We start from the raw sequence: 23,442 nt of genomic DNA, 5'->3' as shown, positions 1-23,442 counted from the left end.
CAATCGCGGGTGAGGTCGTATGCCCGCGTTGCCGGTCGCCTGGGTTGCGACAACGCATCCAGCCTGTGGGCGTGCCAATCTGGTTCCGATCCAGGACGGAACGCCGCCCCGAGAGGACCTGCGCGGCGGCGGGAACGACCCGGTCGAGCGTCCGGCGGCGCAGCTGCGGCGCGCGGAGCGGCAGGGCCAGCGGTACGGGCAGCTCAGTGGTCATCGCCCGTCACGGTCCAGGAGCCGGCGCAGGAGCCGCTCGTCGCCGGAGCTGAGCTGGGCGACGAAGCGGGCCAGGACCGTCTCCCGGTCGGTGTCCCGGTCGAGTTCGGTGTGCATGCGCCGGGCAGTCAGGCCCGGGGCGTCCTCCACGGGGAGGTAGACGTAGCCGCGCCCCTGGCGCCCTCGGCTGACGACGCCCTTCTCGTACAGACGGGCCAGCGTCGTCGCCACCGTCATCCGGGCCAGGCCGAAGCCGAGTTCGCTCCGCACCCGTCCTGGCATGAGCGGTGCCCCGGCGTCCCACAGCGCGACCATGACGGCGGTCCCAAGTTCGCCGGCCGACCGCCTCTCGTAACTCGCGTGGGTCATGGGAAGGTCCTCACATGTCCCGGTCGGCGGTGATCATGATGACGTCGGGGCGGGCGCCGCCCTCGCCCGAGCTGAGCAAGCATGACGCCGCCGAGCCGACGGACAGGTAAGGGCGCACAAGCCCGGGAACGCCTCCCACTCGACGTAGCGGAATATGCCCAGGCCAGTGCCGTGCGGCTCGCCTCGCTTCGCGATCACGGGGCGGATCCCTCGCTGCCAGAGCAGGCGACGGTACTTGTCGTGGTCGTACCCGCGGTCGGCCAGCAGCGCGTCGGGGCGTCGGCGGGGTCTGCCGACCCGGCCCGCGACGGCCGGGATCTTGTCCAGCAGAGGCTCGAGTTGGGTGACGTCGTTGCGGTTTCCGCCGGTCAGCGACACCGCGAGCGGGATGCCCTGGCCGTCGACGATGAGGTGGTGCTTGCTGCCCGGACGTGCGCGGTCGACCGGGCTGGGTCCGCTTTTGGGCCCCGTCGGGCCGCGCGGACGTGCGAGGAGTCGATCACCGCCCTCGACCAGTCCAGCTGGTCCTTCGACCGCAGCTTCTCCAGCAGCACCACGTGCAGCTGATCCCAGACGCCGGCCTCGTTCCAGGCCGCCAGGCGCCGCCAGCAGGTCATCCCCGAGCCAAAGCCCAGCTCCTGCGGCAGGTACTCCCACTGGATGCCGGTATGCAGGACGAACAGAATCCCGCACAGGGCCTGGCGGTCCGGCACTCGAGGTCTGCCCTCGACCAGCTTCGGCGTCGGCTCGGGCAGCAACGGCTCGATGAGCGACCAGAGTTCATCCGACACGATCCACGGTCGCGACTGGCGTTTCCCCACGACCAGACCAACGAGCGGACAAGCCAACAGTCACATGATCGACAGCTTTTATTAGAGCCAGTAAGCCATTTCTCGACTCCTGAGTCCAACCCGGAGTACCCGGGCACGATGTGGCTCCGGGTGCTGGTCAGGGTCCAGGACCAGCCGGTCTCGTCCTCGATGGTGTCGCCCTCCTTGACCGGCCACGCCCGCGGGTCGAGGTGTACCGACCATGAACCGTCAGTCTGCTCGTCGGGTCAACCGAAGGCCCGCCATGCCACGTAGGGCGGCGTCTTTGTCTTCAGTCGTCAGCGCGCAGGTGCTTGCTGGCGCTCTCGTCTGGAACGATGCCTCGGATGTGGCGTAGCCAGCGCGAGAGCCCGTATAGCGCGGCCGCGAAGAAGGTGCACGGTTCCCACACCTCGGCTACGAGCGCGACGAGGCCGTCGTCCCCGACGATGTAAATAGCCTGTGCTCCCACGAGGGTGGCGATGAACCCGTTGGTGCGGGACGACTTCCTCAGGAGCCAGTCGACGGGCCGCCAGAGAGGCCGAGCTAGGTCGCGGACCCGCATGTGTACCGCGGCGCACAGGAATCCGAGCGCAAGACAGTACTGTTGCAGCGGCGTGAGCTTCACCCCGTCGTCAGGGGAGCCTGCCAGAACAGCCGACCAGTCCCGCATGAGATGGGGTCGGCGCGAGCCAGCCAGGGCAGCGGCGAGACCGGTCGCGCGCAGCGCAGGCCGAGGCGCGATGCGGTGAGACTTCCCCCGCGCCCGTTTGGCCTTCAGTTCTGCCAGAGATCCGTTGACGCCGTCCAGGCCGACGACCAGGAACGTGCACCCGTTTTCGTGATGCGGTGCGGTGGCCAGTTGAAGGCGCAGCCTCGATGTGACGTGAAGGAGCCAGCGGGTGTCAGTGTGCCGAAGCAGCACCGTGTTGGTGGACTGGCTGACCTGCTGCACGGACCTGAACTCAAGACCCAGATGCGCGAGCCCCTCCACTGCCCTCGCCAGAGACGTGATGTCACGCTCGGTGAGGTAGCCGAAGGCCAGCTTTACGTTCTCTGCGATCAACACTTCGTGGCGAGGAACGCTCATGCCGCACCTCCGGCCAGTCCAAGGCGCGAGCGGCGCGAGGCACGGGCTTCCAGCGCAGCAGTCGCATGCTGACGCCCGCTGGCCGTGAGCTCGTAGAACCGACGAGCTGGCCGCCCGGGGTGCGCGCTTGTCTCTTCGCGGCTGGTGACCCAGCCCCGTTCGGTGAGACGGTCGAGGATGGGGTAGACGGTGCCGGGGCCGAGGTCGGCGTCGCGGCAGATGCTGAGTCCCCAGGCCGGAGTGTCGTCCGTCGTGGAGAGCAGTGTCTCGAGGACGGCGATCGTCGGCTTGGTGAGCCGAATGGGTGTCATGCCGTCAGTGGACCATGTATCGAGTACGAAAGACAAGCGTATATCGAGTACGAGTTTCTGGGCCGTTTCAGCGCACGTCCGACGACACCGTGGATCCAACCTGATGAGACACCACACCTGGCCGAACTGTCCGAGGCCGAATCGGCCCGGCTGTCCCTGAACACGGCCCCGGTCGAACTCGCCCACCTCGTACGCCGTGCCGTGACCGACCGGGAGGCCAAACTGCGCGCCGCCGGACTCACCGTCCGCACCCGCATCGTGACCGACCCGCTGCCCATCACGCCGACGCCGACCGCATCCACCAGGCCCTGGGCAACCTGCTGAGCAACGCGGCCCGCTACTGCCGCCCCGGCGACACCGTCACCGCATCCGCCGAAGGCGACACGGTACTCGTGGAGGTCACCGACGACGGCCCCGGCATTCCCGCCGACGAACTCCCGCACGTCTTCGACCGGCTCTGGCGCGGCAGCGCCGCCCGGAACCGCAGCGGCGGCAGCGGCATCGGCCTCGCCGTGGTGAAAGAACTGATCACCGCGCACGGCGGCACCGTCACGGCCCTCTCGGAATCCGCCGCAGGGACACGGATCGTCATCCGGCTGCCGCGCGACGGCGCCGCCCGGCCGTCCGGTGATAGGCTGACACACCATTGACCCTGGCATCAGGGTTCACCTGCTGTCGGCCAAGGCTTCCGCCCGGCAGCCGGCACGTTGCGGGCCTGTGGGTCTTGCCCGGATGAGCGTATGCGGGGACGGCGGGGTCCCGGCCCGTGAGCAGGGACCCCGCCGTCCGCAGGGGTGTTGCGCGGTCACGCCGCAGTGGTCACACAGCCGTGGTCGCGCCCCGGGTGCGCGCCTTGCGGCGGTGCAGGGCGAACGCGGTGGTCGCCGCGCCGGCGGTGAGGATGCCGGCTGCGATGGCGATCGGCAGGCTCGTTGAGGTGGAACCGGAGTAGGAGACGTTCTGCGCGGCGAGGTCCTGGTTGTACGCGGCCAGGTCGGACGCGGACGAGGCCGTCTGCGTGTAGTGCGGGATCCGCTTCACCGACTTCACGGAACCGTCCGTGTTCAGCAGCACCTGCTTGTTGTTGGGGTGCTTGAAGTCGAACATGTGGGTGAGGCTGCCGGCCCGCTGGTCGAAGGACGCGTCACCGATGCGGCCGGTGTGCCAGTTGTTCTCGATGAACCGGGTGATCGACGCCTGCTCGGTGGCGGTGTGGTCGACCTTGTTGACCTTGCTGTACGGCGAGATGACCAGCAGCGGCTGCCGGGTGCCCGGCCCGCAGCGGTCCGCGTAGCCGCCCTTGGCGGCCGGACCGGACTGGCAGGCGGCACTGTCGAGGGCCTTGCCGTTGGAACCGACGGTTGAGTCCGTGGAGCCGTTGCGCACCTTCGAAGTGACGTGGTCGTACCAGCCGTCGGAGTCGTCGTAGGCGACCACGACAGCGGTGGACTTCCACTCCGGAGACTGCTGCAGCGCGTTGATCTCCTTGATCAGGAAGTTCTGCTCGTCCGTCGGGTCGGAGTAACCGGCGTGCCCGTCCTGGTACTCGGCCGCCTTCAGGAAGCTGACCGCCGGGAGGTTGCCGGTCTTGAGAGCGGCGTCGAAGTCCGTGAGGTCGTAGTTGTGGTTCGCGCGCCCGTTGTGGCCGATCTCGGCGATGGACTTCGGGGCCAGGTGGTGCGGGTTGGACGTCGACTTGTAGTACTCGAACGGTGAGTGGTGCGGGCTGTAGTCGACCACTGCGGCGCCGCCGACGTTGGTGTGGGTGGTGCCGGCGCACTTGGCGTAGTTGCCGCTCTTGCCGTCCCACGCGGTGCTGGGCCGGAAGCCGCCCTGGAACCAGCCCCAGCTCACGTTCTTGGAGTTGAGCAGGTCACCGATGTTCTTGCCCTGCATCGCCGCGAGCGCGTTGGTGCTCGTGTGGTCCTTGTCCGAGCAGTCGTCGAAGGCCGGGTCGGGGTCGTTGATGACCGTGCCGACGCCCTTGGCGTTCGGGGAGACCACGGCGTACGAGTCCGGGGTCGTCGTCTGCTTCGGGTTCTCGGTGCCGGAGGCCGGGTCGACGGATATCACGCCGTGGGTCTGACCGGAGACCAGGTTCAGGGCGCCGGGCGTCGAGGGGCCGTAGACCGAGCTGAACGACTTGTCGTTGAGGGAGTACTGCTGGGCGTAGTTCCACAGGCCCGTGACGGTGTTGCCGTCGTAGTAGTCCATGACCAGGCCGGGCTCACCGAAGAGGCCGGTGCACTTGTTGACCTCGGTGTTCTCGACGTACTTGTCGGCCTTGCCGCCGTCGGCCGCGTACTGCTCGGGGCCGTAGGAGTGGTTCTGGTCGCAGGTCATCGCCTGCGAACTGCTCAGCCGGGTGGGCGTGTAGAGGTTCGGGTTCTTCTTCAGCAGCCCGGCATTCAGCAGGTTGTCGGCCTTCGGCGTGTGCGCTGCGGCCTTGAACTTCGTGCCGTCGGTGTTCGCGGCCTCGGGGTAGGTGGCGAAGTAGTGGTCGAAGGAGACGTTCTCGTCGTAGATCACGACCACGTGCTTGATCGGTGTCGCGGTGTGGGTGCCGGAGGGGTGGTGACCGCCGGAGTTCGCCGACGCGGGGACGGCCCCGCCAGCGGTCGCCAGTGCGGCAGCGCCGAGCAAGGCGCCAATGCGCGTCACCTGACGTCGCCCACCTGAGGATCTTCCTGTGCCGATCATGCTGTCTCGCCTTCCGAGGGAGCATCGAAGTCCAGGGCCCGGCCCACAGATTCGATGTTTGTGCCATCTACAGCCGGATCCTGCGCAATGGTGGCGGCGGCCCGGGGGAGCGGCAATGACGTCAAGGCGAACGGCGGGTCAGGAGATTCTCATGGTTTGTTGGCCTGTTCTTGACCCGTGTCTCAGATCGGCGGTCTCTCAGGTCAGCAGGGTGCGGCCCAGCCAGTCGGACGTGTCCCGCACCCCGGGCAGCGCGAAGAAGTACCCGCCGCCGTACGGCGAGACGTAGTCGACCAGCGGTTCACCGGCCAGCCGCTTCTGCACGTTCTCGAACTGCCGCGCCAAATCCTGCTGGTAGCAGCAGAACAGCAGACCCATGTCGAGGTTGCCGTTGCTGTCCATGCCCCGGTCGTAGTTGTAGCCCCGCCGCAGGACCCGCTGATCGGCACTCTGCGCAGAGCGCGGGTTGGCGAGCCGGATGTGGCTGTCGAGCGGGATCACATCGCCCTGCGGGTCCTGCGCGAAGTTGGGCGTGTCCTTCTCGTGGTGCCCGTCCAGCGGGGCACCGGTGTCCCGGGCGCGGCCGAACATCCGCTCCTGCTCGGTGATGGAGACCCGGTCCCAGAACTCCACCAACATCCTTATCAGGCGTACGACTTGATAGCTTCCGCCGGTCGCCCAGTCCGGCTCTCCGCTGCTATTGCCCACCCACACGAGGTCGTTCATCGCGCGGGCGTCGGTCACCTCGGGGTTGGAGATGCCGTCCTTGAAGCCCAGGTGGTTGCGCGGGGTCCCCGAGGGGCGCGGCGGACTGATGAACCCGTCGGTCCGCCACCGCACTTGGAGACCACCGCGTGTGTGCCGGGTGATGTCGCGCAGCGCGTGCAGCACGGTGTCCGAGCTGTCCGCGCAGAACTGCACACTCACATCGCCGTGACACCAGGCGGCGTTCAGGTCGTCGTCCGGGAACGACGGCATCGCGGTCAGGCGGCGGGGCTTGAGCTTCGCCAGGCCGTAGCGGTCGTCGAAGAGCGAGGCACCGACGCCCACGGTGACGCTCAGCCGGTCCGCCGGGAGGTCCGGGCCGAGCGTGCCCGAGTCGGAGGGCGGGCCGGTGATGCCCAGGTCCTCCGGGCTGCCGCCGGCGGTGAGGAAGCGGGCCCGGTCGGTCAACGTCCGCAGCAGGTCGATGAGTTCGGTCCGGTCGGCGGCCGTCGTGTCGAAGGACACGAACGCCGTGGCGCGCTGGGCCGGGGTGATGATCCCGGCCTGATGCGCCCCGTGGAAGGGCACGCTCGCGGCACCCTGCACCGCTGCGACGGCCGCACCGCGGTCGGCGGCCACCAGCCCGGCACCGGCCACGGCCGCCGCACTCGCCAGGAAACCCCGGCGGCCCACCTCGTATCCGCGCTTCACGCGGTCCTCCGTACGTCCGTGAGAGCGGCCACGTCGGCCAGCCGCTCCACCAGTCCACCGAGGTCGGCGTCGACCTTCTCCCTTTGCGGACGGGTGAGTTGAGTCAGTGGCGTCCACTTGCCGGAGTGGTCCAGGCCGTCCAGGGTGTGCTGCGCGCGGTCCATCCAGGTACCGAGTTCGGCGAACCCCGAGTCCCGGGTCTTCAGCAGCGGGCTCAGATACCCGAGCAGTACGCGCGTGCCGTCGAGGTTGGCGCGGGCGGTGGCCAGGTTGGTGCCGCTGCCGTAGTCGGTGCGGCCGGTCAGCTCGAACTGCACGGTGTTCTCCAGGATCTCGTGCGCCCGCAGCCCGGTGTCGGACGGATCCATCCGCTGGGAGGGCCAGCTGCTCTCCAACGCGTGGACGTCCTTGGCGAGTTGATCGGCCGGACCGCGCAGCCCGCTCGCCGACTCGCCGTGCCACAGCCCGTACTCGACCCGGTGGAACCCGGTGAACCCGGCGTCGTGCACGCCGCCCGCGAGTCCGGCCGTGGTGCCGTTGATCGCCCCGTCGGAGTCGCCGAACGTGCCGTAGGCGGCGCCCATCCGCTCGTAGACGAGATGCGCGGGCAGCCACGCCTTACGGGCGGCGCCGAGGTCGCCCCGGTCGACGGCGGCGCGCAACACGTCCGTCTTCCGGGCGAGTTCGACGGTTCGGGCCTCGATCCACTTCTGGTAGTCGAGCGTCGGCGGGATGAGTTCCTGCTGCGTGATCGGCACGGCGGCGGGCCCGCTCTTCACCTTCGAGCCGGTGATCCGCACGGTGGGCCCGGTCACGGCGTCGGCATCGTCGGGCAGGCACTTGAAGGCGTACGAACCATTCCCGAGGGTCACCCCGAGCGGCCGGACGGTCCCCGGAGCCAACCCTTCGACCTCGCCGTAAACGGCGCCGGTCTTCGCGTCGGTGAGATACACCTCGGCTGCCGTACTGGACGTGTTGTGCAGCTCGAAGACCTGGTGACCGGCCTGCGGGTGCGTCCAGCCGCTGCCGCACCCGGAGGTCGCGACCTCGACGGTGGTGTGCGGGAGCCCGTCGGCAGCGGCGGCTGGCCGCGCGCTCGAACCGGATCCCCGGGCCGCGAGCACTCCGGCCCCCACGGCCGCCACGGCCACGAGAGCACCCGCCGCGAGCAGCACGGTACGGCGGCGGGCGGCGGGGGCAGACGATGCCGGTGCTGGATCCGGGGGCGATATCGGACCGGGTTCGGCTTCGGCGCCGCGCTTGGTGTCGGGCACGCCGGGCCTCCAGAGGGAGTCGTACGAACGGGAGCGGTGTTCTTGATCCTAGGCAGGCCGCAGGGCCCTGACCGGGCCTCTTGACCCTGTTCTGACCGGACGGCGATCGAGAATTCGCCCGTGGTTCATCCACTCGTCCACAAGCATGGCGGTCTCATGGCGGGTTCCGGCCGTGGGCTGGTCAGGAGGGGCGATGGTTCACCTGTCCGTCGTGGGTCACCTCGTACAGGTCGATCCGCAGCAGTCGCCGGATGTGGGCTGGGACGCGTTGCGCATGCCACAGCGAGGATGTCGGTACGACGAGCGCGTAGCGGATGTTCGGGGAGTTGCTCGTCATGCGGCGCAGCAACTGGCCGTGGGCGATGTCGGCGTCGATCCCCTTCTCCTGGGTGCGGCCCTTCGCCTCGGCGATCAGCCGCTCCTCGCCGCGTACGGCCTCGACGTCGGTCCACCGGTCCGTGGGGGTGACCACGGTCCATCCGTCGGCGATCAGATGACGGCGAAAGGAATCGGTGACGCGGTCCTCGTCGCTCACCGGTGCGAGGATCGTCTGTATCGCCTGCAGGTCCCTGTCTCTGCTTCGCCGAAGGCGTCCCCTGGCCTGCCGGGTGCTCCCGCCGAGGCCAAGAGGGTCGGCTGTGCCCTTGTGCTGCGACCTTGCGGGAGGCAACGGGTGCCTGGCGGTTTATTCGCGCGACTCTCCGACCTGGTGGAGTCGCTGACCGGCGACGTGGTCTTCGCGATGTCGAGGGGCAGCAAGGAACTGTTCCACAGCGACACGCTGGCCTGGTACGTGGAGCGCCATTCGGTGCTGGGCGAGGCCCTGCTGGATGCCTGGCTGATACCCGGGAGTGGTCATGGGTTGGGTCAGGTGCGGGTGCGGCGGGAGTGGCGGAACCTCGATCTTGTCGTGGAATATCCCGGGCGCAGCCCGTTGGTGATGGAGAACAAGGTGTTCTCGCTCCCGGACACCGACCAGTTGGACTCCTACGCCGACGGCAAGCTGCACGGGCTCGACCGTCCGGTCCTGGTGCTGCTGAGCCTGCTCGATCCCGGATGGCCGGGACGGACGTGGACGACACTGGCCGGGACGGCGTGGCACTGGCGCGGCTACGACGAGCTGGCCGCCGCGCTGCGTCCCTGCCTTCCGGGGCTGCGCGGGGGGGTGCCCCTATCTCTTCGGTCAAGCCGTTTGGGCGTCCGCGGGAGTCCCCGGTGCGAGCTTCAGTTGTCCGTGGCTGTGTCGGCCCCGGTGTATTCGTAGATCCAGCCGGCGGGAGCATCGGGGGAACGGACAGGTGTGTAGATGTGCCAGGCGGCAGGGTTCCAGGGTCCCTGTCCCTGGCCGCCACGAGCACGGAGGCGTGAAGGTGGAAGCGCGTCTTGATCGAGCTGGACGATCTTGGTCCGTCCGTTGAACGGGCCGCCGGTCAGCTTGATGCCGACGGTGTTGTTGACCACTTCGCCAGCCAGCCAGCGGCGGATGACTTTCATGTGCTCGGAATCCTCGGCCCCCATCTCCGAAGCTGATCACGCACCTGTCCGGAGGACAAGGAGGTCTCCGGTCGCCACGGCGGGCTGGGGTTCGTAGAAGGTGCCGTCGCGGAGCATTGCGAAGAGGACGTCGGCCCGGCGCCTGGCGAGGCAGAGCAGGGCCTGGGTGTGGTGCTTGCCCTGAGCGATCTTCTTGTCGTAGTAGGCCCGCGATGCCGGGTCGCCCAGGGCGGCGAAGGCGGAGAGGAAGAAGGCTCGTTTGAGCTGCTTGTTTCCTCTGCGGGAGGGCTGTTCGCCGCGGATCGACGACCCGGAACTGCGGGTCGTCGGCGCGAGTCCGGCGTAGGCGGCGAGGTGGCCTGCGGTCGGGAAGGTGCTGCCGTCGCCGACCTCGATCAGGATCCGTGCTCCGGTCCTGACGCCGATGCCCGGCATGGACGTCAGGACCTTCGAAAGAGGGTGAGCCTCCAGGAGTTCCTCGATCCGCGTGGCCAGCAGCTTGCGCTGGTCAAGGACGGCCGTCAGGGACCCGGCCAGGCTTGGGACGATCAGCGCGGCCGCCTCGGTCCCCGGAACGACGACGGTCTGCTCGTCCAGGGCGGCGAAGATCTCCTCGACCAGCCGCTCGGCCATCCTCGGAGCCTTCGGCCGCAACAGGGTGACCAGCCGCCGTCGGCCGGCCTTGCGGATCTGGGCCGGAGACCCGAACCGTTGCAGCAAGGTCAGGACCGCCGGGTGCTGCAATCGCGGCCCTAGCACCCGCTCCAGCGACGGATGGATCTGGGTCAGCAGGCCGTGAAGCCGGTTCGCGACCCGGGTTGCCTCGCCGGCCAGGTCGTCGTCGAAGCCCACGATCATCTCCAGCTCGGCGATCGTCTCGTCCTCGCCGTCGATGGCCCGCAGCGTGTGGGGCATGGCGCGGGAGGCGTCCGCGATGATGAACGCGTCCCTCGCGTCCGTCTTCGCCTCACCGGGGTAGAGGTCGGCGATCCGCCGCATCGTCAGTCCGGGCAGGTAGGCGACCGGGCAGCCCATGTCCCTCGCGACCGCCAGCGGCAGGGCTCCGATTGAGGCCGGCTGGTCGACCACGACCAGCACCGTTCCGTGCTTGGCCTGCAACTTCGCGAACAGTTCGCGGAGCTTGGGCTCGGTGTTGGGCAGGCGCTTGTCGAACGCCTTCTTCCCGGCTGGCGTGACGGCAGTGGCGTGGTGTTCGCCCTTGCCGACGTCCAGGCCGAGGAAGACGTCGATGTCGCCGGTGTCGATCACGTGCAGGCCCCTCCATCACGCTTTCGTCCGGCCCTGCCAGGGCACCGAGCTGCCACATCCACGTTACGGAGAGCTCTTCCGACTCGGGTGAAGCCGGTGCTCAAGCCCCTCATCAGCGGTCCGTCGATGCCTCCGGGCCCGGTGACACCACCCCCCGGATCATCAACAACAGGAGGGGGAAGTCATGCCGGACCCGAAGGCCGGAGGCCCCATTGCGGAACCACGAAAACGGTAACGGGGGGGGACCGTTTCGGCGCCGACGTGTTCGAGCGCTGGCTCGGCCTGATCGGCGCACTCGTGGACCTGAGCGCCGAGGTCGGTACGCCCGCCGATTCGGAGCTGTTGCTGCTTCCCGAGGAGGCGGTCGCGATTCTGCGGCCCGCTCGCCTGGAGGCGACGGTGCAGAAGATGCGCTGTCTGCACGCCACGAACCGGATCCGGGCGGAGCTGGCGGGGGAGATCGAGCGGGAGGGGATCCTGGTACGTACCGCGATGAGCCGGGGCCAGGGCATCGTCGAGATGTTCACCGCCTGCCCGGGACCCGGTTTCGGCTGGCAGATCCAGGAGGGCCAGTTCCGTCTCGTGTATCTGACCGGCACGGGCCCCGGGCACGGGAAGGGCGAGGAGCGGCGGGCGGTCCGCGAGGGCCAGGCGCGCGCCTACGGCGACTACTTCCGCTTCGACCGGGCGCGGGACCTGCTCGGCGACACCGGACCCGAACGTCCCGGCGTCGCCCCGCACCAGCCGCTGACCTTCAACGGCTTCGCCCCCGACTTCGTCTACCGCAGCATCCCGGCACCCGATCTGACGATCGCGCAGGTCGTGGGCCTGGGTGTCACCTTCGCCCGCGAGGCGCTGAAGGCCCATGCGGACGCGTTCGGTGACGCTTTCCGCGCGGACGGCTGACCGGGAAGGGCGGCCAATACGATCACGGTAGGCTGCGCTCCTTGCGCGGGGGTGGGGTGGTATGGAGGTCTTGGGAGTCGATGCCTGCGGTAAGCAGGGCTGGGTCGGGATCGGGCTCACGGACGGCGCGTACGCGGGCAGCCTGGTGGATCGTCGGCTCGACACGCTGATCGAGCGTGCCGTCGGAGCGCGGGTGATCGCGGTGGACATGCCGCTCGGGCTCGTCGAGAACGGCTGGCGTGCCGCGGACCTGGCGGCCAAGGCCCTGCTCGGTGTGCGGCGCAACAGCGTCTTCCTCATCGCGCCGAGACCGGTGTGGCAGGAACGCGAATACGTGGCGGCAGCCGACCGGTGCCAGGAGCTCACCGGTAACCGGTTGAGCCGGCAGGCGTGGGCGCTGGCCCCGAAGCTGCTTGAGGCTCGGGCATGCTGGCTCGCCGATGAACGGGTCCACGAGGTACACCCCGAGGTGTGCTTCTCCGCCATGGCGGACGGGGTTCCGCCGGCTTACGCGAAGAAGACCTGGCGCGGGCAGCACCTGCGCCGCTCCCTGTTGGCCGGGGCCGGGATCGTACTCCCGGACGTGCTCGGTGAGGCGGATCGTATTCCCGCGGACGACGTTCTCGACGCTGCCGGCGCGGCCTGGTCGGCGTACCGGATCGCACGGGGGACCTCGGGCAGGGTTCCCGAGGTGCCCCAGCTCGACGCGGAAGGCCGCTCCGTCGAGATTCGTTTCTGACCAGCGTCGGATGCCGACGCCTCTCGCAGGGCCCTGGGAAGACAGTGAGTGCTGAGCGACCCGTTCGTCCGCTTGCGATGGCGGTCGTCCCTACCGAACGGGTCGAGCGGCGTCCGGCCCGGGAGCACGCTTCGCCGCCGCTTTGCAGGCTCGTCTCATCCGCAGTAGCTGGACAAGACCCACACGCAGGTGACGTATGCCGGCACGCGGCACACGTACTCCACGCGATCCGCCCGCCGACGTGAGCAGTGATCCTCATCCGGGAAGCTGGCGACGGTGAGGCGCTGTGGCCGTGGAGTTGCCGCTGTGCCTGCTACCGCTGGAGCGCTTGCGCCACCTGCTGGTACGAGTCGTGGCGCTGTTGTTCCCGGGCTGCTCGGACGGCAGGGTCCGGCGACCACAGGGCCTGCCGGCCGGGGTGATAGGTGTGGACGACCTCATACCGTGCCTCCCGCACGAGCTCGGGGTGGGTCTTCTCCAGTCGTCGCCAGATGTCCTGCGCGTCGCCTCCTTGCAAAAGGACTACTTCAAGGCGGGGAAGCAGACCGAGGAGGCGGGCCAGAACCGTGACGCCGGCTCTGCGTTCCTCGGCGTTGGGAGCGCGGTTGATGTACCAGGGGTAGGCATTCCAGGGGGTGGTGTCGCGGGCGTCTATACCTGCATCTGTAAAGCCGTTGCACTGGCGTTCGGCCGTGGCGTCGTCGTTTTCCATGCACAGGAAACCCGAACCGCTGCCGTCTTGGGTCTTGGGGCCCGGATCGCGCAGAATCGACAACACGCGTGCGTCGACGCCCCCGTGCCAGGGAGCCACGTACGGCATCCAGCCGCGGCCGTCCTGGTCGCGCAGGTCATCGACCATCTCGTTGATGGCACGGACATGCGGCGCGTACCGGCCGTTCTCCTGCTCGTCACGGAACGCGTCGTCCGCCATGCGTCTGACCACTTCATCCTCCGCTGACAGATGTGGCGGTCCACGGTAGCGGCGGCCACTGGCACTGGTCTGAGGAGGCCGTGGTGGACCTTCTGATCGTGGTGCGGGGCTCCGATGCGCCGACCGGCGCCGGACGTATCGCGAGGGTGGCTGACCTGGGAGTAGCCGACCGAGGAGTGGCCGGCGCAGTCCTCGAGCTTGTCCGTGCATGGGCTGGGCCGGTCGGAAGGGGGGGCGCGCCAGGCGAGGTTGGTGATGTTGACGAGGCGGTTGGCGGACAGGGCGAAACCGCTCAGCGCCGTGGCCAGGGGGCCTGTGCGCCCGTGCGCAGGCCCCCCGATGTAGTCAGCTGAAGAACGGGTCGTCCACGACGTGGGCCCAGCCGCCGTCCGGCTGTCGTCGGAGGATCTCGGTGGTGGTGGAGATCACCGGCTCCGGTCCGGCTCCGGTGAGTGTGGCGTTGTTCGACACCAGGGCGACGTCGTCAACGTGTCGGATGTCGCGCAATTCGAGCTTGAGGCGGGAGCCGCTGTCGACCATCTGCTGCATGGCCGCGCGGATGGCGTCGGTGCCCGTCAAGTGAGTCCCAGGGGCAGGGACGAAGTGGGCGTTCGGCTCGTAGAGCGACACTAGACCCTCGACGTCCCCTGCCTCCAGGTACTCCACGAACAAGGTCCCCACCTGCTGAGGTGTCTCAGCGCGGCGCCGGGCGACGGCGCCGACCGGCTTGTCGCCCCAGCCAGCCGAGGCCAGTAGGTCGTACCAGGAGGGATAGGCGCCGTACGGCAGGTGATGGCGCAGCAGCTCGCCCGGGAAGGTGATCGGGGACGCCTTGTGCGGCTTGGCCGTGGCCTGGGTGAGGATGGCGTCGCTGAGCGCGTAGGCCAGGTCCAGGCGTGGGAGCAGGACGTGCACATCGTCGGCGAGGCCGGATGGCAGGCTCTCACGCTGAACTCCGAGGATGTCGGTGCCGATACCGGCCTGGGCCAGCGCGACCTCGGTGCCCTTCCGCGCGGCGATGCCGTCCGAGGTGTGCAGGGCGATGGCGTCCCAGGCAATGGCGATGCGCCGTTCCTCGACGCCGCGCTCGCGCAGGAATGCCGCTGCGGCGTCAGCGCCGTCGACTTCGAAGCGCTGGTCGCCGTTGCCCTCGTCGGTCAGGCCGATGTCGTGCAGAACACAGCTGAGGAACAGCAGCTCGTTGTCGTAGTCGCTACCGGCGCGCAGACCCTGGTTCTGAGCGTGAGCGCGAGCGAAAACATAGCTACGGACGCTGTGATGGAGGACGAATGCGGGCGATATCCGGTCCACATAGGCATAGGTGTCCCGGGTGAGGCGCGTGTCGGGCAGGTCGAGCTGCTCGAAGACGGACGAGCATGCCGCTGCGGTCATGATGTGTGTCTTTCGTCCGGATGCCCCGGTACGGGGACGATTGGTTCGGTGTCTCGGCGACGCGCTGACGCGTGCCGGGTCTTGGAGGTGCTGCGCATGGCACGTGGAGCGACGGCGGATCGCCCTGCCAGGGATGTGCGGTTGCTATCCGGTGCGGCTTGGTGGAGTGGTGCGGTTTGCTGGAGGTGAGGGAGGGGTCGCGCGGTCCCCGGCGGGTCAGACGCGCTCTGCGAAGTCCTTGGCGGCGCGCTCGATGAAGTCGGCGACGCGCTTGGGATGTGCGACGAAGGCCGTGTGGGAGGCGTCGATGTCCTCGGTGTGCGCGTGCATCCGGTCGGCCATGTCCCGCTGTAGCTGCGGCGGGATGGAGTTGTCGTCGTTGGAGACGAGGTACCAGGTCGGCTTCCGGTCCCATCCCCGGACCGTGGCGGCCTCGGTGAACGCGAATGCGGACAGCGGCCGCTGCGTCGCGTACATCGCGCGGGCCAGTTCGTCGGAGGAGTCGCCGCAGAACACCTCGCGGAACCGGCCGGGGTTGATGTAGAGATCGGGGCCGCCCGGGGCGCCGGGAGCGTCGTAGGGGGTCGGCGCGTTCTCAGTGGCGAGCAGTGACGGCGCGTACCCGTCCTGTGCGCTGAGGCAGCTCTCGCCGACATCGAGGCCGAAAGCGGCCAGGTAGACCAGGCCGATCAGGTTGTCGAGGCCGTCGACGGCGTGGCTGATGACGGCGCCGGCGTAGGAGTGGCCGACGAGCACGACGGGGCCGTCGATGGCCGCGACGCGGGTCCGGATGGACGCCGCGTCGGACGCGAGAGTGCGCAGCGGGTTCGGCGGAGCGACGACGGTGAAGCCGCCGGCTTCGAGGCTGGAGATCAGTCCGCTGTAGCCGGACGCGTCCGCGAACGCGCCGTGGACGAGGACGATGGTGGGTTTGGCATCGGTCGTGGTCGTGTCGGTCATGGTTGTGCCTTTCGTGTCGGATGGAACGGTGGGGCTGCGCGATGTGCAACCTTTTTTGGTGCGGATCGCCGGTCAGGCGGCCGGTGCGAATGCGGTGATCGCGTCGACGAGTTCGTCGGGGGCTTCGAGCGGGATGAGGTGCCCGGTGTTCGCAATCACTGCGAACTGCGCTTTGGAGAGGTAGGGAAGGAGGTTGCGGCGCAGCACGTCGACGGGTTCGACGCGGTCGTACTCGCCGGCGATGACGAGGGCTGGGACGCTGATCATGCGGGCGTGTTCGGTGATGTCCTCGGCGATGCCGCGCAGCGGCCATTCCGTGCGCGCCGCCTCGGCGCCGGCCCGGGAGTCCGCGCCGATCTGTGCTTTGACTCGCGCCGGCAGGTCGGTGGCGGTCAGGACGGTGTCCCTCGCGCCGGCGACGGACTCTTCGGTGTCGTAGGCGTGGGAGAGGAACTCGCGGTACTCATCGGTGACCTCCTCGGCCGGCCTGGCCGGTCCGGATCCGACGAGGACTACCCCCCGCAGACGGGCGGGTCGTCTCGCGGCGACGAGTTGCGCCACCTTGCCGCCCATGGAGTGCCCGACGAGGACGTAGTCGTCGATTCCGGCGTCGGCGAGGACGGCGACGGTGTCATCGGCGAGTTGGCGGAGCGTGTAGGGCCCGGGAAGTGTGTTCGAACGACTCCACCCGCGGAAGTCGACCGCGAGCGTGTCACGGCCCGGCAGGCGGTCCACGACCAGGTCCCAGGTGCGGGCGGACCCGCCCCAGTAGTGCAGGAAGACCAGGGTCGGGCCCGTGCCCCGGCGATGGTCATATGCGGGCAGGGAGAGGTGCTGTGTGCTGGTCATGCGGGGATCCTTCGGTCTCGCTTTGCGGCTGGTTTTGCCGTGGTTCCATTGGACCGCCGAGCGCGGAACGGGACATCGGCACAACTGGACGGCCGATGGTGAAAACTGGACTCGTGGCAACGATCCGGCACATGACCTATCAGCCCGTCGACCGCGGGGCCTCGTCGGTCGAGGTGATGACGTTCCAACGGCTCCGGGACATCAACGACCGCGGCACGCAACGAGCCGACTTCCACGTCCTCGCTCTCGTCGACGAAGGGGAGGGCACGGTCACGGTCGACTTCGTCTCCCACCCGCTCTCGGCGCGGACCGCGGTGTGGATCCCGCCCGGCGCAGTGCACCGCTGGGACGACATCACCCGCGTCGCGGGACACCTGGTGCTCTTCGTCCCGACCGCGCCGGTAACGCACCGCACGCGCGAGCTGGTCGCCTCTCCCGATCTCGTCGCCCGGTGGCCGGTGCCCGCCGAGTCCTGGCCGTTCGCCGACGCGGCACGCAGGCACCTCGTCCTCGAGGCGGCCGCCCTGGCCGAGGACCCGTCGACGGAGCTGCCCGAGATCCTGCTGTCCGCGCTGATCACCCGCCTCGAGCCCCCGCATTCCGAGGCGCGCTCGGCGAACTCGACGTTTCAGCTGTTCCGCTCGAGCGTCGAGGCGCATTTCCGGACCCACCACGACGCCGGTTACTACGCGGCCACGCTCGGGTTCGCCCCGCGCACCCTGACCCGGGCAGTGCAGCAGGTCACCGGCCGTACCGCGAAGGCGTACATCGTGGAACGGATCGTGCTCGAGGCGAAGCGCCTGCTGGCCCACGAACGCGTCACCGCGGCGCGATGTGCGAGCGAACTGGGGTTCCCGGACCCGTCGAACTTCTCGCTCTTCTTCCTGAAGGCGACGGGCCTGCGCCCAGGCGCCTGGCAGGTGGCGACGATCCTCGACTGACCCGTCGGCGTTCGCCTCCCGCTCGGCTACCTGCTGGCCGGCGCAACGGGCTCGGCGGCGTTCTCGACGACGTGTTCGACGACGGTCTCGACGAGCCCGGTCTCCAGCCGCAGCACGTATCCCGACACAGACGCGAGGACCTCGCTGGTCATCAGCCGGTCGGCGAGGAGCTTCTCGACATCGCGCCGCACGGTCGCGACCGGGTCCGTCACCGCGCGCTCGGCGAGCACGGCGTCGTCACCTCCGGTGCGCTCTGCGAAAGAGCCTCGGAACGCCGAATCGGCGAGCAGGCCGGTGCCGCACTGCGTGTGATGCACGATCGCGACGTCCATCCTGACCCCGAGCCGCACCGCCAGATACGCGATGTCCTCGATCACCCGGCCGTCCACCCGCCCGCCCGTGTTCCGCAGCACTCCCGCCTCCCCGGTTCCGATCCCGAGGAAGCCCGCCGGCTCGACTCGCGGATCGGCACAGACCAGCACCAGCGGCAGCCGCTCCGGCATAGATTCCGGCATCGCCAACCGGGCGAGGTCGACGTTCGCCGCGAAAACCTGGTTGCGCTTCAAGAATTCGTCGAAGTCCGACACGATTCCTCCATGTGGTGTACCTGCAACATTGATCGCGTCGGCTACACTACATACGAGGAGGTGCATATGCAACACCAAGGATCGGAAGAGTCGCGGCGGCAGGCTCTGTGGATGGCAGACCGGTGTCTCGGCAGGCGCATCGCGCGGCTGCACCGGCTCGTCTCGCGGCGCTTCGAGGCGGAGTTGCGGGAGTCGGGACTCACCCTGCCGCAGGTAGAAGTGCTCTCCGAGATGGCCGTCTCCGGCGAGCCCGTCCGCCCGTCGGAGATCGCCGGCTGGCTCGGCATCGAACGCTCCACGATCAGCCGCAACCTTGACCTGCTCGCACAACTCGGTTACGTCCGCGCCGCAGAGACCTCGGCGACCGGGCGAACGACCCGTGTCGTCCTGACCGACGCCGGCCACCAGGCACTGGCGGACGCCCAGCCCGCCTGGGAACGGGCGCAGGCATGGATCAGCGGCGCGGTCGACGAGGACGCCGTCGACGCACTCGACCGCTGGCTCACTGCCCTCGAACTCGCCCCACGGCCCCGCTGACCGAGGATGGCGCCGCGCTCGGGCCGTCCAGCAGAGTCCGTGGCTGGAGCGGCACGTCGGCGCGATGCGCACCAAGGAGAACGGGCCGGGACGGCTACAGCCGTGCGGTGAACTTCCCGTCGCGGCGCTTGTGCAGCCAGCCGCGGTCCGCGAGTTTGACCGGGTTCGCCCGCTGCGGCTCCAGTTTTCCGCGCACCTCCGCCTGAGGGCCCAGCTCTTCGCCCACCGCCCGCACCTGCACCGGACCGCCGGCGGCTCGCACGATCGCCAGGATCCGGCGGTAGTCGTCGGGCGCCGCGGTCTCGTCAACGCTGTCGCTGCGGTGCGCGACCAGCAGCATCGCACGCCTGCCGACCTGCGCTGACGCCGGTGCGACGGCAGCCCGTTCCCCAGCTGTCCGCTTGTTCATCCGCGTCAGGACCCGCTCGGCGACTGCGAGTTCGTCCCGCTCGGCCTTCACCTCATCCAACTGCTTGACCAGGTGTTCTTCCAGCTCGTCCCATTCCGTTCGGCGCGCGGCGAGCCGTTCAAGTACCTCGGGGTCCACCATGCCTGGGAACACAGGAGCATCGCGGGCTGGAACGGGCCAGAACCCACGAAGACCTCCCTGCCCGACGATCTACACGGCAGGCTGCCGCGCGTGACCAGCTCGAGCACCGGGGCACGGAATCACACCAGGTCCGTGACCTGCCACTTCACGATGCACACCACTCAGTACCGCGGTCTGAGGTCGGGATTGTGGTGGATTCTGGGGCTGCTAGTGGCCTGATACGGCTCGGTCCAGAGGGCGCTAGGGCGTCGTCGGTCGTGCGCCGTCGTCCCGGACGCTTGCCGGCGTGTGCGGGGAAGCCGGTGATCCGCGGCCACATCACGGCGGAGTTATCCCTGCGTTCTTCCTCAGCCGGTGGGCTCGCTGAGGGTGCGGCGGGCCTTGCGTTCCACGAGGACGGGTATGTGGGTTCGAATCGGGAGGGCGCTGAGGGACTCGCGGGCTTCGGCGACCGCGGCCTCGATCTCGTCGGGTGTGTGGCGATCGCTGTAGGAGGTCTTGAGCTGGTCGGTGACGCGCAGGATGGCGGCGTCCTCGTCGAGGTCAATCGGCACGGCTCCCCCTGATGGCAGGACGTTTCGTCTGGGTGGGGAGGCCCGCGGCAGCGCCATGGACATTCCTCGCGCCGTCATCTGGGCGGTGCGGGTGGCGCTGCCGCGGAACCCGAGATGGAACGATAGCAAAACATTTCGGTGACCGATATATCCTGAGGGGTATGGCCACCCGCATGAGTCCCCGCCCGTCCAGGAGGCGCTGGTCCGCCGTGCTGACCGCGGAGCGGGCTCGTCCGGAGGGGATACGGTCGCGGCCGAACGCCTGGTGGCTGGCGCTGGGCACGGTGTGCTTCGGGGCGTTCATGGGGCAGCTGGACGCGAGCATCGTGACGCTGACCTACGGCAGCCTGCGTACAGAGTTCCATACGTCGCTGGCGGCGGTGGAGTGGGTGTCGCTGGCCTATCTGATCACTCTGGTGGCGCTGCTGATTCCGGCCGGGCGGCTGGCCGACGCGCACGGCCGCAAGCTGTTGTACCTGTACGGGTTCGCGGTGTTCACGGTGGCGTCCGCCGCCTGCGGGCTGGCGCCGTCGCTGGGGGCACTGGTGGGCTTCCGGATGGTGCAGGCGGCCGGGGCGGCGCTGATGCAGGCCAACAGCGTGGCGCTGGTGACCACCAGCGCGCCGCGGGAGCGGATGCGCACGGCGTTGGGGGTGCAGGCCGCCGCGCAGGCGTTGGGCCTGGCGCTGGGGCCGACGGTGGGCGGGGTGCTGGTGTCGACGCTGGGCTGGCGCTGGGTGTTCGGGGTGAACGTGCCGGTCGGGCTCATCGCGCTGGTGGCCGGGCACTATCTGGTGCCGCGTACCCGGGCCCGTACCCGTGTGGCGGGCTTCGACTGGCAGGGGTTGTCCCTGCTGGCGGTGGCGACCACCAGTGTGCTGCTGGGTGTGTCGGCGGCCTCCGGGCTGCCGGTGCCCGGCTGGGGTGTGACCGTGCTGTTCGCCGTGGCCGCGGTGGCGGGCTGGGGCTTCGTCCGCCGGCAGCGCCGAGCCGCTACGCCGCTGCTGGACCTGGCCTTGTTGCGGGGGCGGGCGGTGGCGTTCGGACTGGTCGGAGCGCTGAGCGGGTACCTGGTGCTGTTCGGGCCGTTGGTGCTGGTGCCGGTCGTTCTCATGGCGCGGGGCACCTCGGCGTTGATGGCCGGGACGGTGCTGACGGCGCTGCCGGCCGGGTTCGCGCTGGCCGCGACCGGAGGTGACCGGCTGCTTCCGCGCTCCCTGGCCGACCGTAGTCGCTGTCTGGCCGGGGCCGGTGTCTTCGCCCTCGCCACGGCCGCACTGCTGGCTGTTCCGCTGACGATCGCCTGGCTGGTGCCGGTCCTGGCGCTGGCCGGGCTGGGGCTGGGCACCTTCACCCCGGCCAACAACACCATGATCATGCGGGCGATCCCGGACCGTGCCTCCGGCACCGGAGGCGGCCTGGTCAACATGACCCGCGGTCTGGGCACCGCACTGGGCGTCGCCCTGGTCACGCTCGCTCTCCACCTGGCAGGCGATGGCGGGGGCCAGGCCGGTGCCCGGTGGGCCTCCGCGATCCTCGTGGCGGCCTCGGCCGTCGCGGTCGCGTCGGCCTGGCTGAGCCCCGGGCGGGGAGCCGAAGGGGGCACGGGAGACGCTGTGACGAGGTACGTGAGGGGACCGCGAGGGTGATCCGGGACACCGGCGAGTGGGTGTGGGACGCCTGGGTGACCGGTCTGGACGTCCTGGTTGCCGCGCTCGCGGTGACGGGTGCGGTGGTGTTGCAGGCGCGCTGGCTGGCCGCAGTCGCCGGAGTCTGGGCGGTGCTGGCGCTGCGTCAGGGCTGGCTGGCCGTGAGGGCGTTCCGCCGCAGCGCGGGATAGGCGGGGCGGCCGGTGAGCAGCCGCTGGATCAGGAAGCCGGTCGCGAGGGTGGCTGCGCCGGCTGCCGCGTCGGTGACGAAGTGGTTGGCGGTGGCCAGGATGACGGTGAAGGTCGCCAGCGGGTAGCAGAGGCCCAGCACCCGCACCCAGGTGCGGCGGGCGAGGAAGGCCAGGGTGAGGCCGGACCAGGCGGACCAGATGATGTGCACCGAGGGCATCGCGGCGTACTGGTTGGAGAGGGAGGCAACGTCCCCCGACGCCCACGATCCCCAGGTGTGGTGGACGACCACCGTGTCGATGAACCCGCGTCCGGCCAGGAACCGGGGCGGGGCCGTGGCCAGGAACGCGAAGCCGGCCAGTGCCAGCAGGGTGGCGGTATAGAGGGCGGTGCGCACCGAGCGGTAGCGGCCCGGGTGGCGGACGTACAGCCACACCAGGACGCCGATGGTGACGATGAAGTGCAGGGTGGCGTAGTAGTAGTTCATCCCCACGATCAGCCAGCCGACCCGGTCGGCGGCGTGGTTGACGGTGAGTTCGATGTCCACGTGCAGCACCTGCTCGGCGTGCCAGATGGCGTGTGCGCGGTGCAGGGCGGCGGTGCGGTGGGCGGGTACGGCGTTGCGGGTGAGGGTGTAGGCCCAGTAGAGGAGCCCGCTGCAGGCCAGTTCCATCCACAGCCGGGGCCGGTCCAGGGGGCGCAGGCGGGCGGGCAGCAGCGGGCCGATGAGCCCTCCCGGACGCTGACGCGGGTGCTCGGAGGTGGCCGGCGACGCTTGGGTGGCCTCCGTCACGCCTTCTCCCGCGCGGACGCCTGGGCGGGCACCGGCTCGGCATCCGCAGCGTCCGGCGCCGGGTACGGGGCGTCGTCGTCCGGGCGCGGACGCCGGGAGACGATCAGGTATGCCAGCGCGCCGGTGAACAGGATGAGGGAGACGTAGTCGTTCAGGCGCAGGCCCAGGAAGTGGTTGGCGTGGTCGATGCGCAGCGCCTCGATCCAGGCCCGGCCGGTGGTGTAGGCCAGGACGTAGCAGGCGAACAGGCGTCCGCGCCGCAGCCGCTGGTGGTGGTGGGCGTCGAGCCACAGCAGCAGGGCCATCACGCCGAGGTCCCACAGCGACTCGTACAGGAAGGTGGGGTGGTACAGGGCGACGGTGGGGGAGTCGGCGGGGCGGTTGGCCGGGTCGATGTACAGCGCCCACGGCAGATGGGTGGGGCCGCCGTACAGCTCCTGGTTGAAGTAGTTGCCCCAGCGGCCCATCGCCTGGGCCAGCACCAGCCCCGGGGCGACGGCGTCGGCGAAGTCGGACAGCTTGACGCCGCGGCGGCGGCAGCCGAGCCATGCGCCGACCGCACCCAGCGCCACCGCGCCGGGGATGCCCAGGCCGCCGTCCCAGATGAACAGCGCGTGCAGGGGCTGCTTGCCGGAAGCGAAGTACAGCTCCGGATCGGTGATCACGTGGTAGAGACGGCCGCCGAGGATGCCGAACGGCACCGCCCAGATCGCGATGTCCGCGATGTCCTCGCGGCGCCCGCCCCGGGCCTCCCAGCGGCGGCCGGTGAGCCAGACGGCGGTGAAGATGCCGGCCAGGATGCACAGCGCGTACGCGCGGATCGGCAGTGGCCCGAGGTGCCACACTCCCTGCGAGGGACTGGGCAGGTACGCCACGTTCATCAGGTCGACCGTTCTCGCGTGATCTGGGACCCGGCCCGC

The 23,442-nt window shown here is 69.5% G+C and carries 27 protein-coding genes and 1 pseudogene; 9 read left to right on the top strand and 19 right to left on the bottom strand.

The features are described 5' to 3' along the window. Window positions 1-210: 210 nt before the first annotated feature. The 4 genes and pseudogenes from OHT77_RS15230 to OHT77_RS15215 all read right to left on the bottom strand — a co-directional run bounded on the left by OHT77_RS15230 (window position 211) and on the right by OHT77_RS15215 (window position 2,792). The gene (locus OHT77_RS15230; protein WP_328828950.1) at window positions 211-582 is read right to left on the bottom strand and encodes a BlaI/MecI/CopY family transcriptional regulator; all 372 of its coding nucleotides are present in this window, start codon (window positions 580-582) and stop codon (window positions 211-213) included. A gap of 141 nt (window positions 583-723) precedes the next feature. Continuing rightward, window positions 724-1,403, bottom strand: a pseudogene (locus tag OHT77_RS15225) (IS5 family transposase); the annotation flags it as partial. 280 nt (window positions 1,404-1,683) lie between these two features. After that, window positions 1,684-2,481, bottom strand: coding sequence for a hypothetical protein (locus tag OHT77_RS15220; RefSeq protein ID WP_328828948.1), 798 nt, complete (start codon window positions 2,479-2,481; stop codon window positions 1,684-1,686). Then, a complete protein-coding gene (locus tag OHT77_RS15215; RefSeq protein WP_328828947.1) occupies window positions 2,478-2,792 on the bottom strand; it encodes a PadR family transcriptional regulator in 315 nt (104 codons plus the stop codon). Before OHT77_RS15215 ends, OHT77_RS15220 begins: the two co-directional genes overlap by 4 nt. Window positions 2,793-2,993: 201 nt before the next feature. Here OHT77_RS15215 and OHT77_RS15210 point away from each other — a divergent pair, with 201 nt between their 5' ends. Together OHT77_RS15210 and OHT77_RS15205 are read left to right on the top strand one after the other, a co-directional pair. Further along, a complete protein-coding gene (locus tag OHT77_RS15210; protein ID WP_328828945.1) occupies window positions 2,994-3,116 on the top strand; it encodes a hypothetical protein in 123 nt (40 codons plus the stop codon). Further along, complete coding sequence (locus tag OHT77_RS15205) at window positions 3,089-3,442, top strand: sensor histidine kinase (RefSeq protein ID WP_328834245.1); 354 nt, start codon at window positions 3,089-3,091, stop codon at window positions 3,440-3,442. Before OHT77_RS15210 ends, OHT77_RS15205 begins: the two co-directional genes overlap by 28 nt. Before the next feature lie 169 nt (window positions 3,443-3,611). Here OHT77_RS15205 and OHT77_RS15200 read toward each other — a convergent pair whose 3' ends face one another. The 4 genes from OHT77_RS15200 to OHT77_RS15185 all read right to left on the bottom strand — a co-directional run bounded on the left by OHT77_RS15200 (window position 3,612) and on the right by OHT77_RS15185 (window position 8,717). Next, complete coding sequence (locus OHT77_RS15200; protein ID WP_328828944.1) at window positions 3,612-5,492, bottom strand: phospholipase C; 1,881 nt, start codon at window positions 5,490-5,492, stop codon at window positions 3,612-3,614. 198 nt (window positions 5,493-5,690) lie between these two features. Beyond that, window positions 5,691-6,908 carry an iron uptake transporter deferrochelatase/peroxidase subunit gene (gene efeB / locus OHT77_RS15195; protein WP_328828943.1) on the bottom strand — a complete coding sequence of 406 codons (1,218 nt, stop codon included), beginning with the start codon at window positions 6,906-6,908 and terminating at the stop codon, window positions 5,691-5,693. After that, a complete protein-coding gene (locus tag OHT77_RS15190) occupies window positions 6,905-8,182 on the bottom strand; it encodes an EfeM/EfeO family lipoprotein (protein ID WP_328828942.1) in 1,278 nt (425 codons plus the stop codon). Before OHT77_RS15190 ends, efeB begins: the two co-directional genes overlap by 4 nt. Before the next feature lie 181 nt (window positions 8,183-8,363). Continuing rightward, window positions 8,364-8,717, bottom strand: coding sequence for a hypothetical protein (locus OHT77_RS15185; RefSeq protein ID WP_328828941.1), 354 nt, complete (start codon window positions 8,715-8,717; stop codon window positions 8,364-8,366). A gap of 138 nt (window positions 8,718-8,855) precedes the next feature. Here OHT77_RS15185 and OHT77_RS15180 point away from each other — a divergent pair, with 138 nt between their 5' ends. After that, window positions 8,856-9,446: a PD-(D/E)XK nuclease family protein gene (locus OHT77_RS15180; RefSeq protein WP_328828939.1), complete on the top strand. Its 591-nt coding sequence runs from the start codon at window positions 8,856-8,858 to the stop codon at window positions 9,444-9,446. Here the strand turns inward: OHT77_RS15180 and OHT77_RS15175 are convergent. Both OHT77_RS15175 and OHT77_RS15170 read right to left on the bottom strand, forming a co-directional pair. After that, a complete protein-coding gene (locus OHT77_RS15175) occupies window positions 9,407-9,676 on the bottom strand; it encodes a hypothetical protein (protein ID WP_328828938.1) in 270 nt (89 codons plus the stop codon). The two genes, OHT77_RS15180 and OHT77_RS15175, sit on opposite strands and share 40 nt — an antisense overlap. A gap of 36 nt (window positions 9,677-9,712) precedes the next feature. Further along, a complete protein-coding gene (locus tag OHT77_RS15170) occupies window positions 9,713-10,945 on the bottom strand; it encodes an IS110 family transposase (protein WP_443048023.1) in 1,233 nt (410 codons plus the stop codon). Window positions 10,946-11,206: 261 nt separating this feature from the next. Here OHT77_RS15170 and OHT77_RS15165 point away from each other — a divergent pair, with 261 nt between their 5' ends. Next, on the top strand, window positions 11,207-11,851 hold the full coding sequence (locus tag OHT77_RS15165; protein WP_328828937.1) for a hypothetical protein: 645 nt from the start codon (window positions 11,207-11,209) through the stop codon (window positions 11,849-11,851). A 61-nt stretch (window positions 11,852-11,912) separates the two neighbouring features. Further along, window positions 11,913-12,590: a DUF429 domain-containing protein gene (locus tag OHT77_RS15160; RefSeq protein ID WP_328828936.1), complete on the top strand. Its 678-nt coding sequence runs from the start codon at window positions 11,913-11,915 to the stop codon at window positions 12,588-12,590. Between the two features lie 313 nt (window positions 12,591-12,903). Here the strand turns inward: OHT77_RS15160 and OHT77_RS15155 are convergent, their stop codons facing one another. The 4 genes from OHT77_RS15155 to OHT77_RS15140 all read right to left on the bottom strand — a co-directional run bounded on the left by OHT77_RS15155 (window position 12,904) and on the right by OHT77_RS15140 (window position 16,722). Then, window positions 12,904-13,521: a uracil-DNA glycosylase gene (locus OHT77_RS15155; RefSeq protein WP_328828935.1), complete on the bottom strand. Its 618-nt coding sequence runs from the start codon at window positions 13,519-13,521 to the stop codon at window positions 12,904-12,906. 345 nt (window positions 13,522-13,866) lie between these two features. After that, window positions 13,867-14,913: an SgcJ/EcaC family oxidoreductase gene (locus OHT77_RS15150; protein WP_328828934.1), complete on the bottom strand. Its 1,047-nt coding sequence runs from the start codon at window positions 14,911-14,913 to the stop codon at window positions 13,867-13,869. A gap of 216 nt (window positions 14,914-15,129) precedes the next feature. Continuing rightward, window positions 15,130-15,873: an alpha/beta fold hydrolase gene (locus OHT77_RS15145; protein ID WP_328828933.1), complete on the bottom strand. Its 744-nt coding sequence runs from the start codon at window positions 15,871-15,873 to the stop codon at window positions 15,130-15,132. 72 nt (window positions 15,874-15,945) lie between these two features. Continuing rightward, window positions 15,946-16,722, bottom strand: a complete 777-nt coding sequence (locus OHT77_RS15140) for an alpha/beta fold hydrolase (RefSeq protein WP_328828932.1) — start codon at window positions 16,720-16,722, stop codon at window positions 15,946-15,948. 95 nt (window positions 16,723-16,817) lie between these two features. Here OHT77_RS15140 and OHT77_RS15135 point away from each other — a divergent pair, with 95 nt between their 5' ends. Beyond that, window positions 16,818-17,663 carry a helix-turn-helix domain-containing protein gene (locus OHT77_RS15135; protein ID WP_443048022.1) on the top strand — a complete coding sequence of 282 codons (846 nt, stop codon included), beginning with the start codon at window positions 16,818-16,820 and terminating at the stop codon, window positions 17,661-17,663. 26 nt (window positions 17,664-17,689) lie between these two features. Here OHT77_RS15135 and OHT77_RS15130 read toward each other — a convergent pair whose 3' ends face one another. Next, window positions 17,690-18,250 carry a carbonic anhydrase gene (locus tag OHT77_RS15130; RefSeq protein WP_328828929.1) on the bottom strand — a complete coding sequence of 187 codons (561 nt, stop codon included), beginning with the start codon at window positions 18,248-18,250 and terminating at the stop codon, window positions 17,690-17,692. Between the two features lie 111 nt (window positions 18,251-18,361). Between OHT77_RS15130 and OHT77_RS15125 the strand changes: the two genes are divergently transcribed. Next, on the top strand, window positions 18,362-18,787 hold the full coding sequence (locus tag OHT77_RS15125) for a MarR family winged helix-turn-helix transcriptional regulator (RefSeq protein WP_328828928.1): 426 nt from the start codon (window positions 18,362-18,364) through the stop codon (window positions 18,785-18,787). Window positions 18,788-18,881: 94 nt separating this feature from the next. Here the strand turns inward: OHT77_RS15125 and OHT77_RS15120 are convergent, their stop codons facing one another. Together OHT77_RS15120 and OHT77_RS15115 are read right to left on the bottom strand one after the other, a co-directional pair. After that, entirely contained in the window at window positions 18,882-19,337 is a 456-nt protein-coding gene (locus OHT77_RS15120; protein ID WP_328828925.1) for a hypothetical protein, read from the bottom strand. 347 nt (window positions 19,338-19,684) lie between these two features. Then, window positions 19,685-19,891, bottom strand: coding sequence for a three-helix bundle dimerization domain-containing protein (locus OHT77_RS15115; RefSeq protein ID WP_019074973.1), 207 nt, complete (start codon window positions 19,889-19,891; stop codon window positions 19,685-19,687). A gap of 161 nt (window positions 19,892-20,052) precedes the next feature. On the opposite strand from OHT77_RS15115, the gene OHT77_RS15110 reads away from it, so the two are divergent. Both OHT77_RS15110 and OHT77_RS15105 read left to right on the top strand, forming a co-directional pair. Next, a complete protein-coding gene (locus tag OHT77_RS15110) occupies window positions 20,053-21,540 on the top strand; it encodes an MFS transporter (protein WP_328828924.1) in 1,488 nt (495 codons plus the stop codon). Next, window positions 21,537-21,731, top strand: coding sequence for a hypothetical protein (locus tag OHT77_RS15105; protein WP_328828923.1), 195 nt, complete (start codon window positions 21,537-21,539; stop codon window positions 21,729-21,731). Before OHT77_RS15110 ends, OHT77_RS15105 begins: the two co-directional genes overlap by 4 nt. Here the strand turns inward: OHT77_RS15105 and OHT77_RS15100 are convergent. Both OHT77_RS15100 and lgt read right to left on the bottom strand, forming a co-directional pair. Further along, complete coding sequence (locus OHT77_RS15100; RefSeq protein WP_328828922.1) at window positions 21,686-22,522, bottom strand: phosphatase PAP2 family protein; 837 nt, start codon at window positions 22,520-22,522, stop codon at window positions 21,686-21,688. The genes OHT77_RS15105 and OHT77_RS15100 overlap by 46 nt on opposite strands. Beyond that, window positions 22,519-23,403 carry a prolipoprotein diacylglyceryl transferase gene (gene lgt / locus OHT77_RS15095; RefSeq protein ID WP_328828921.1) on the bottom strand — a complete coding sequence of 295 codons (885 nt, stop codon included), beginning with the start codon at window positions 23,401-23,403 and terminating at the stop codon, window positions 22,519-22,521. Before lgt ends, OHT77_RS15100 begins: the two co-directional genes overlap by 4 nt. Window positions 23,404-23,442 lie beyond the last annotated feature (39 nt).

The organism is Streptomyces sp. NBC_00252, from assembly GCF_036187565.1.
GTDB lineage: Bacteria > Actinomycetota > Actinomycetes > Streptomycetales > Streptomycetaceae > Streptomyces.
Note: the sequence above shows the minus strand (reverse complement) of the source record. Positions and strands in the feature narration are given on the sequence as shown.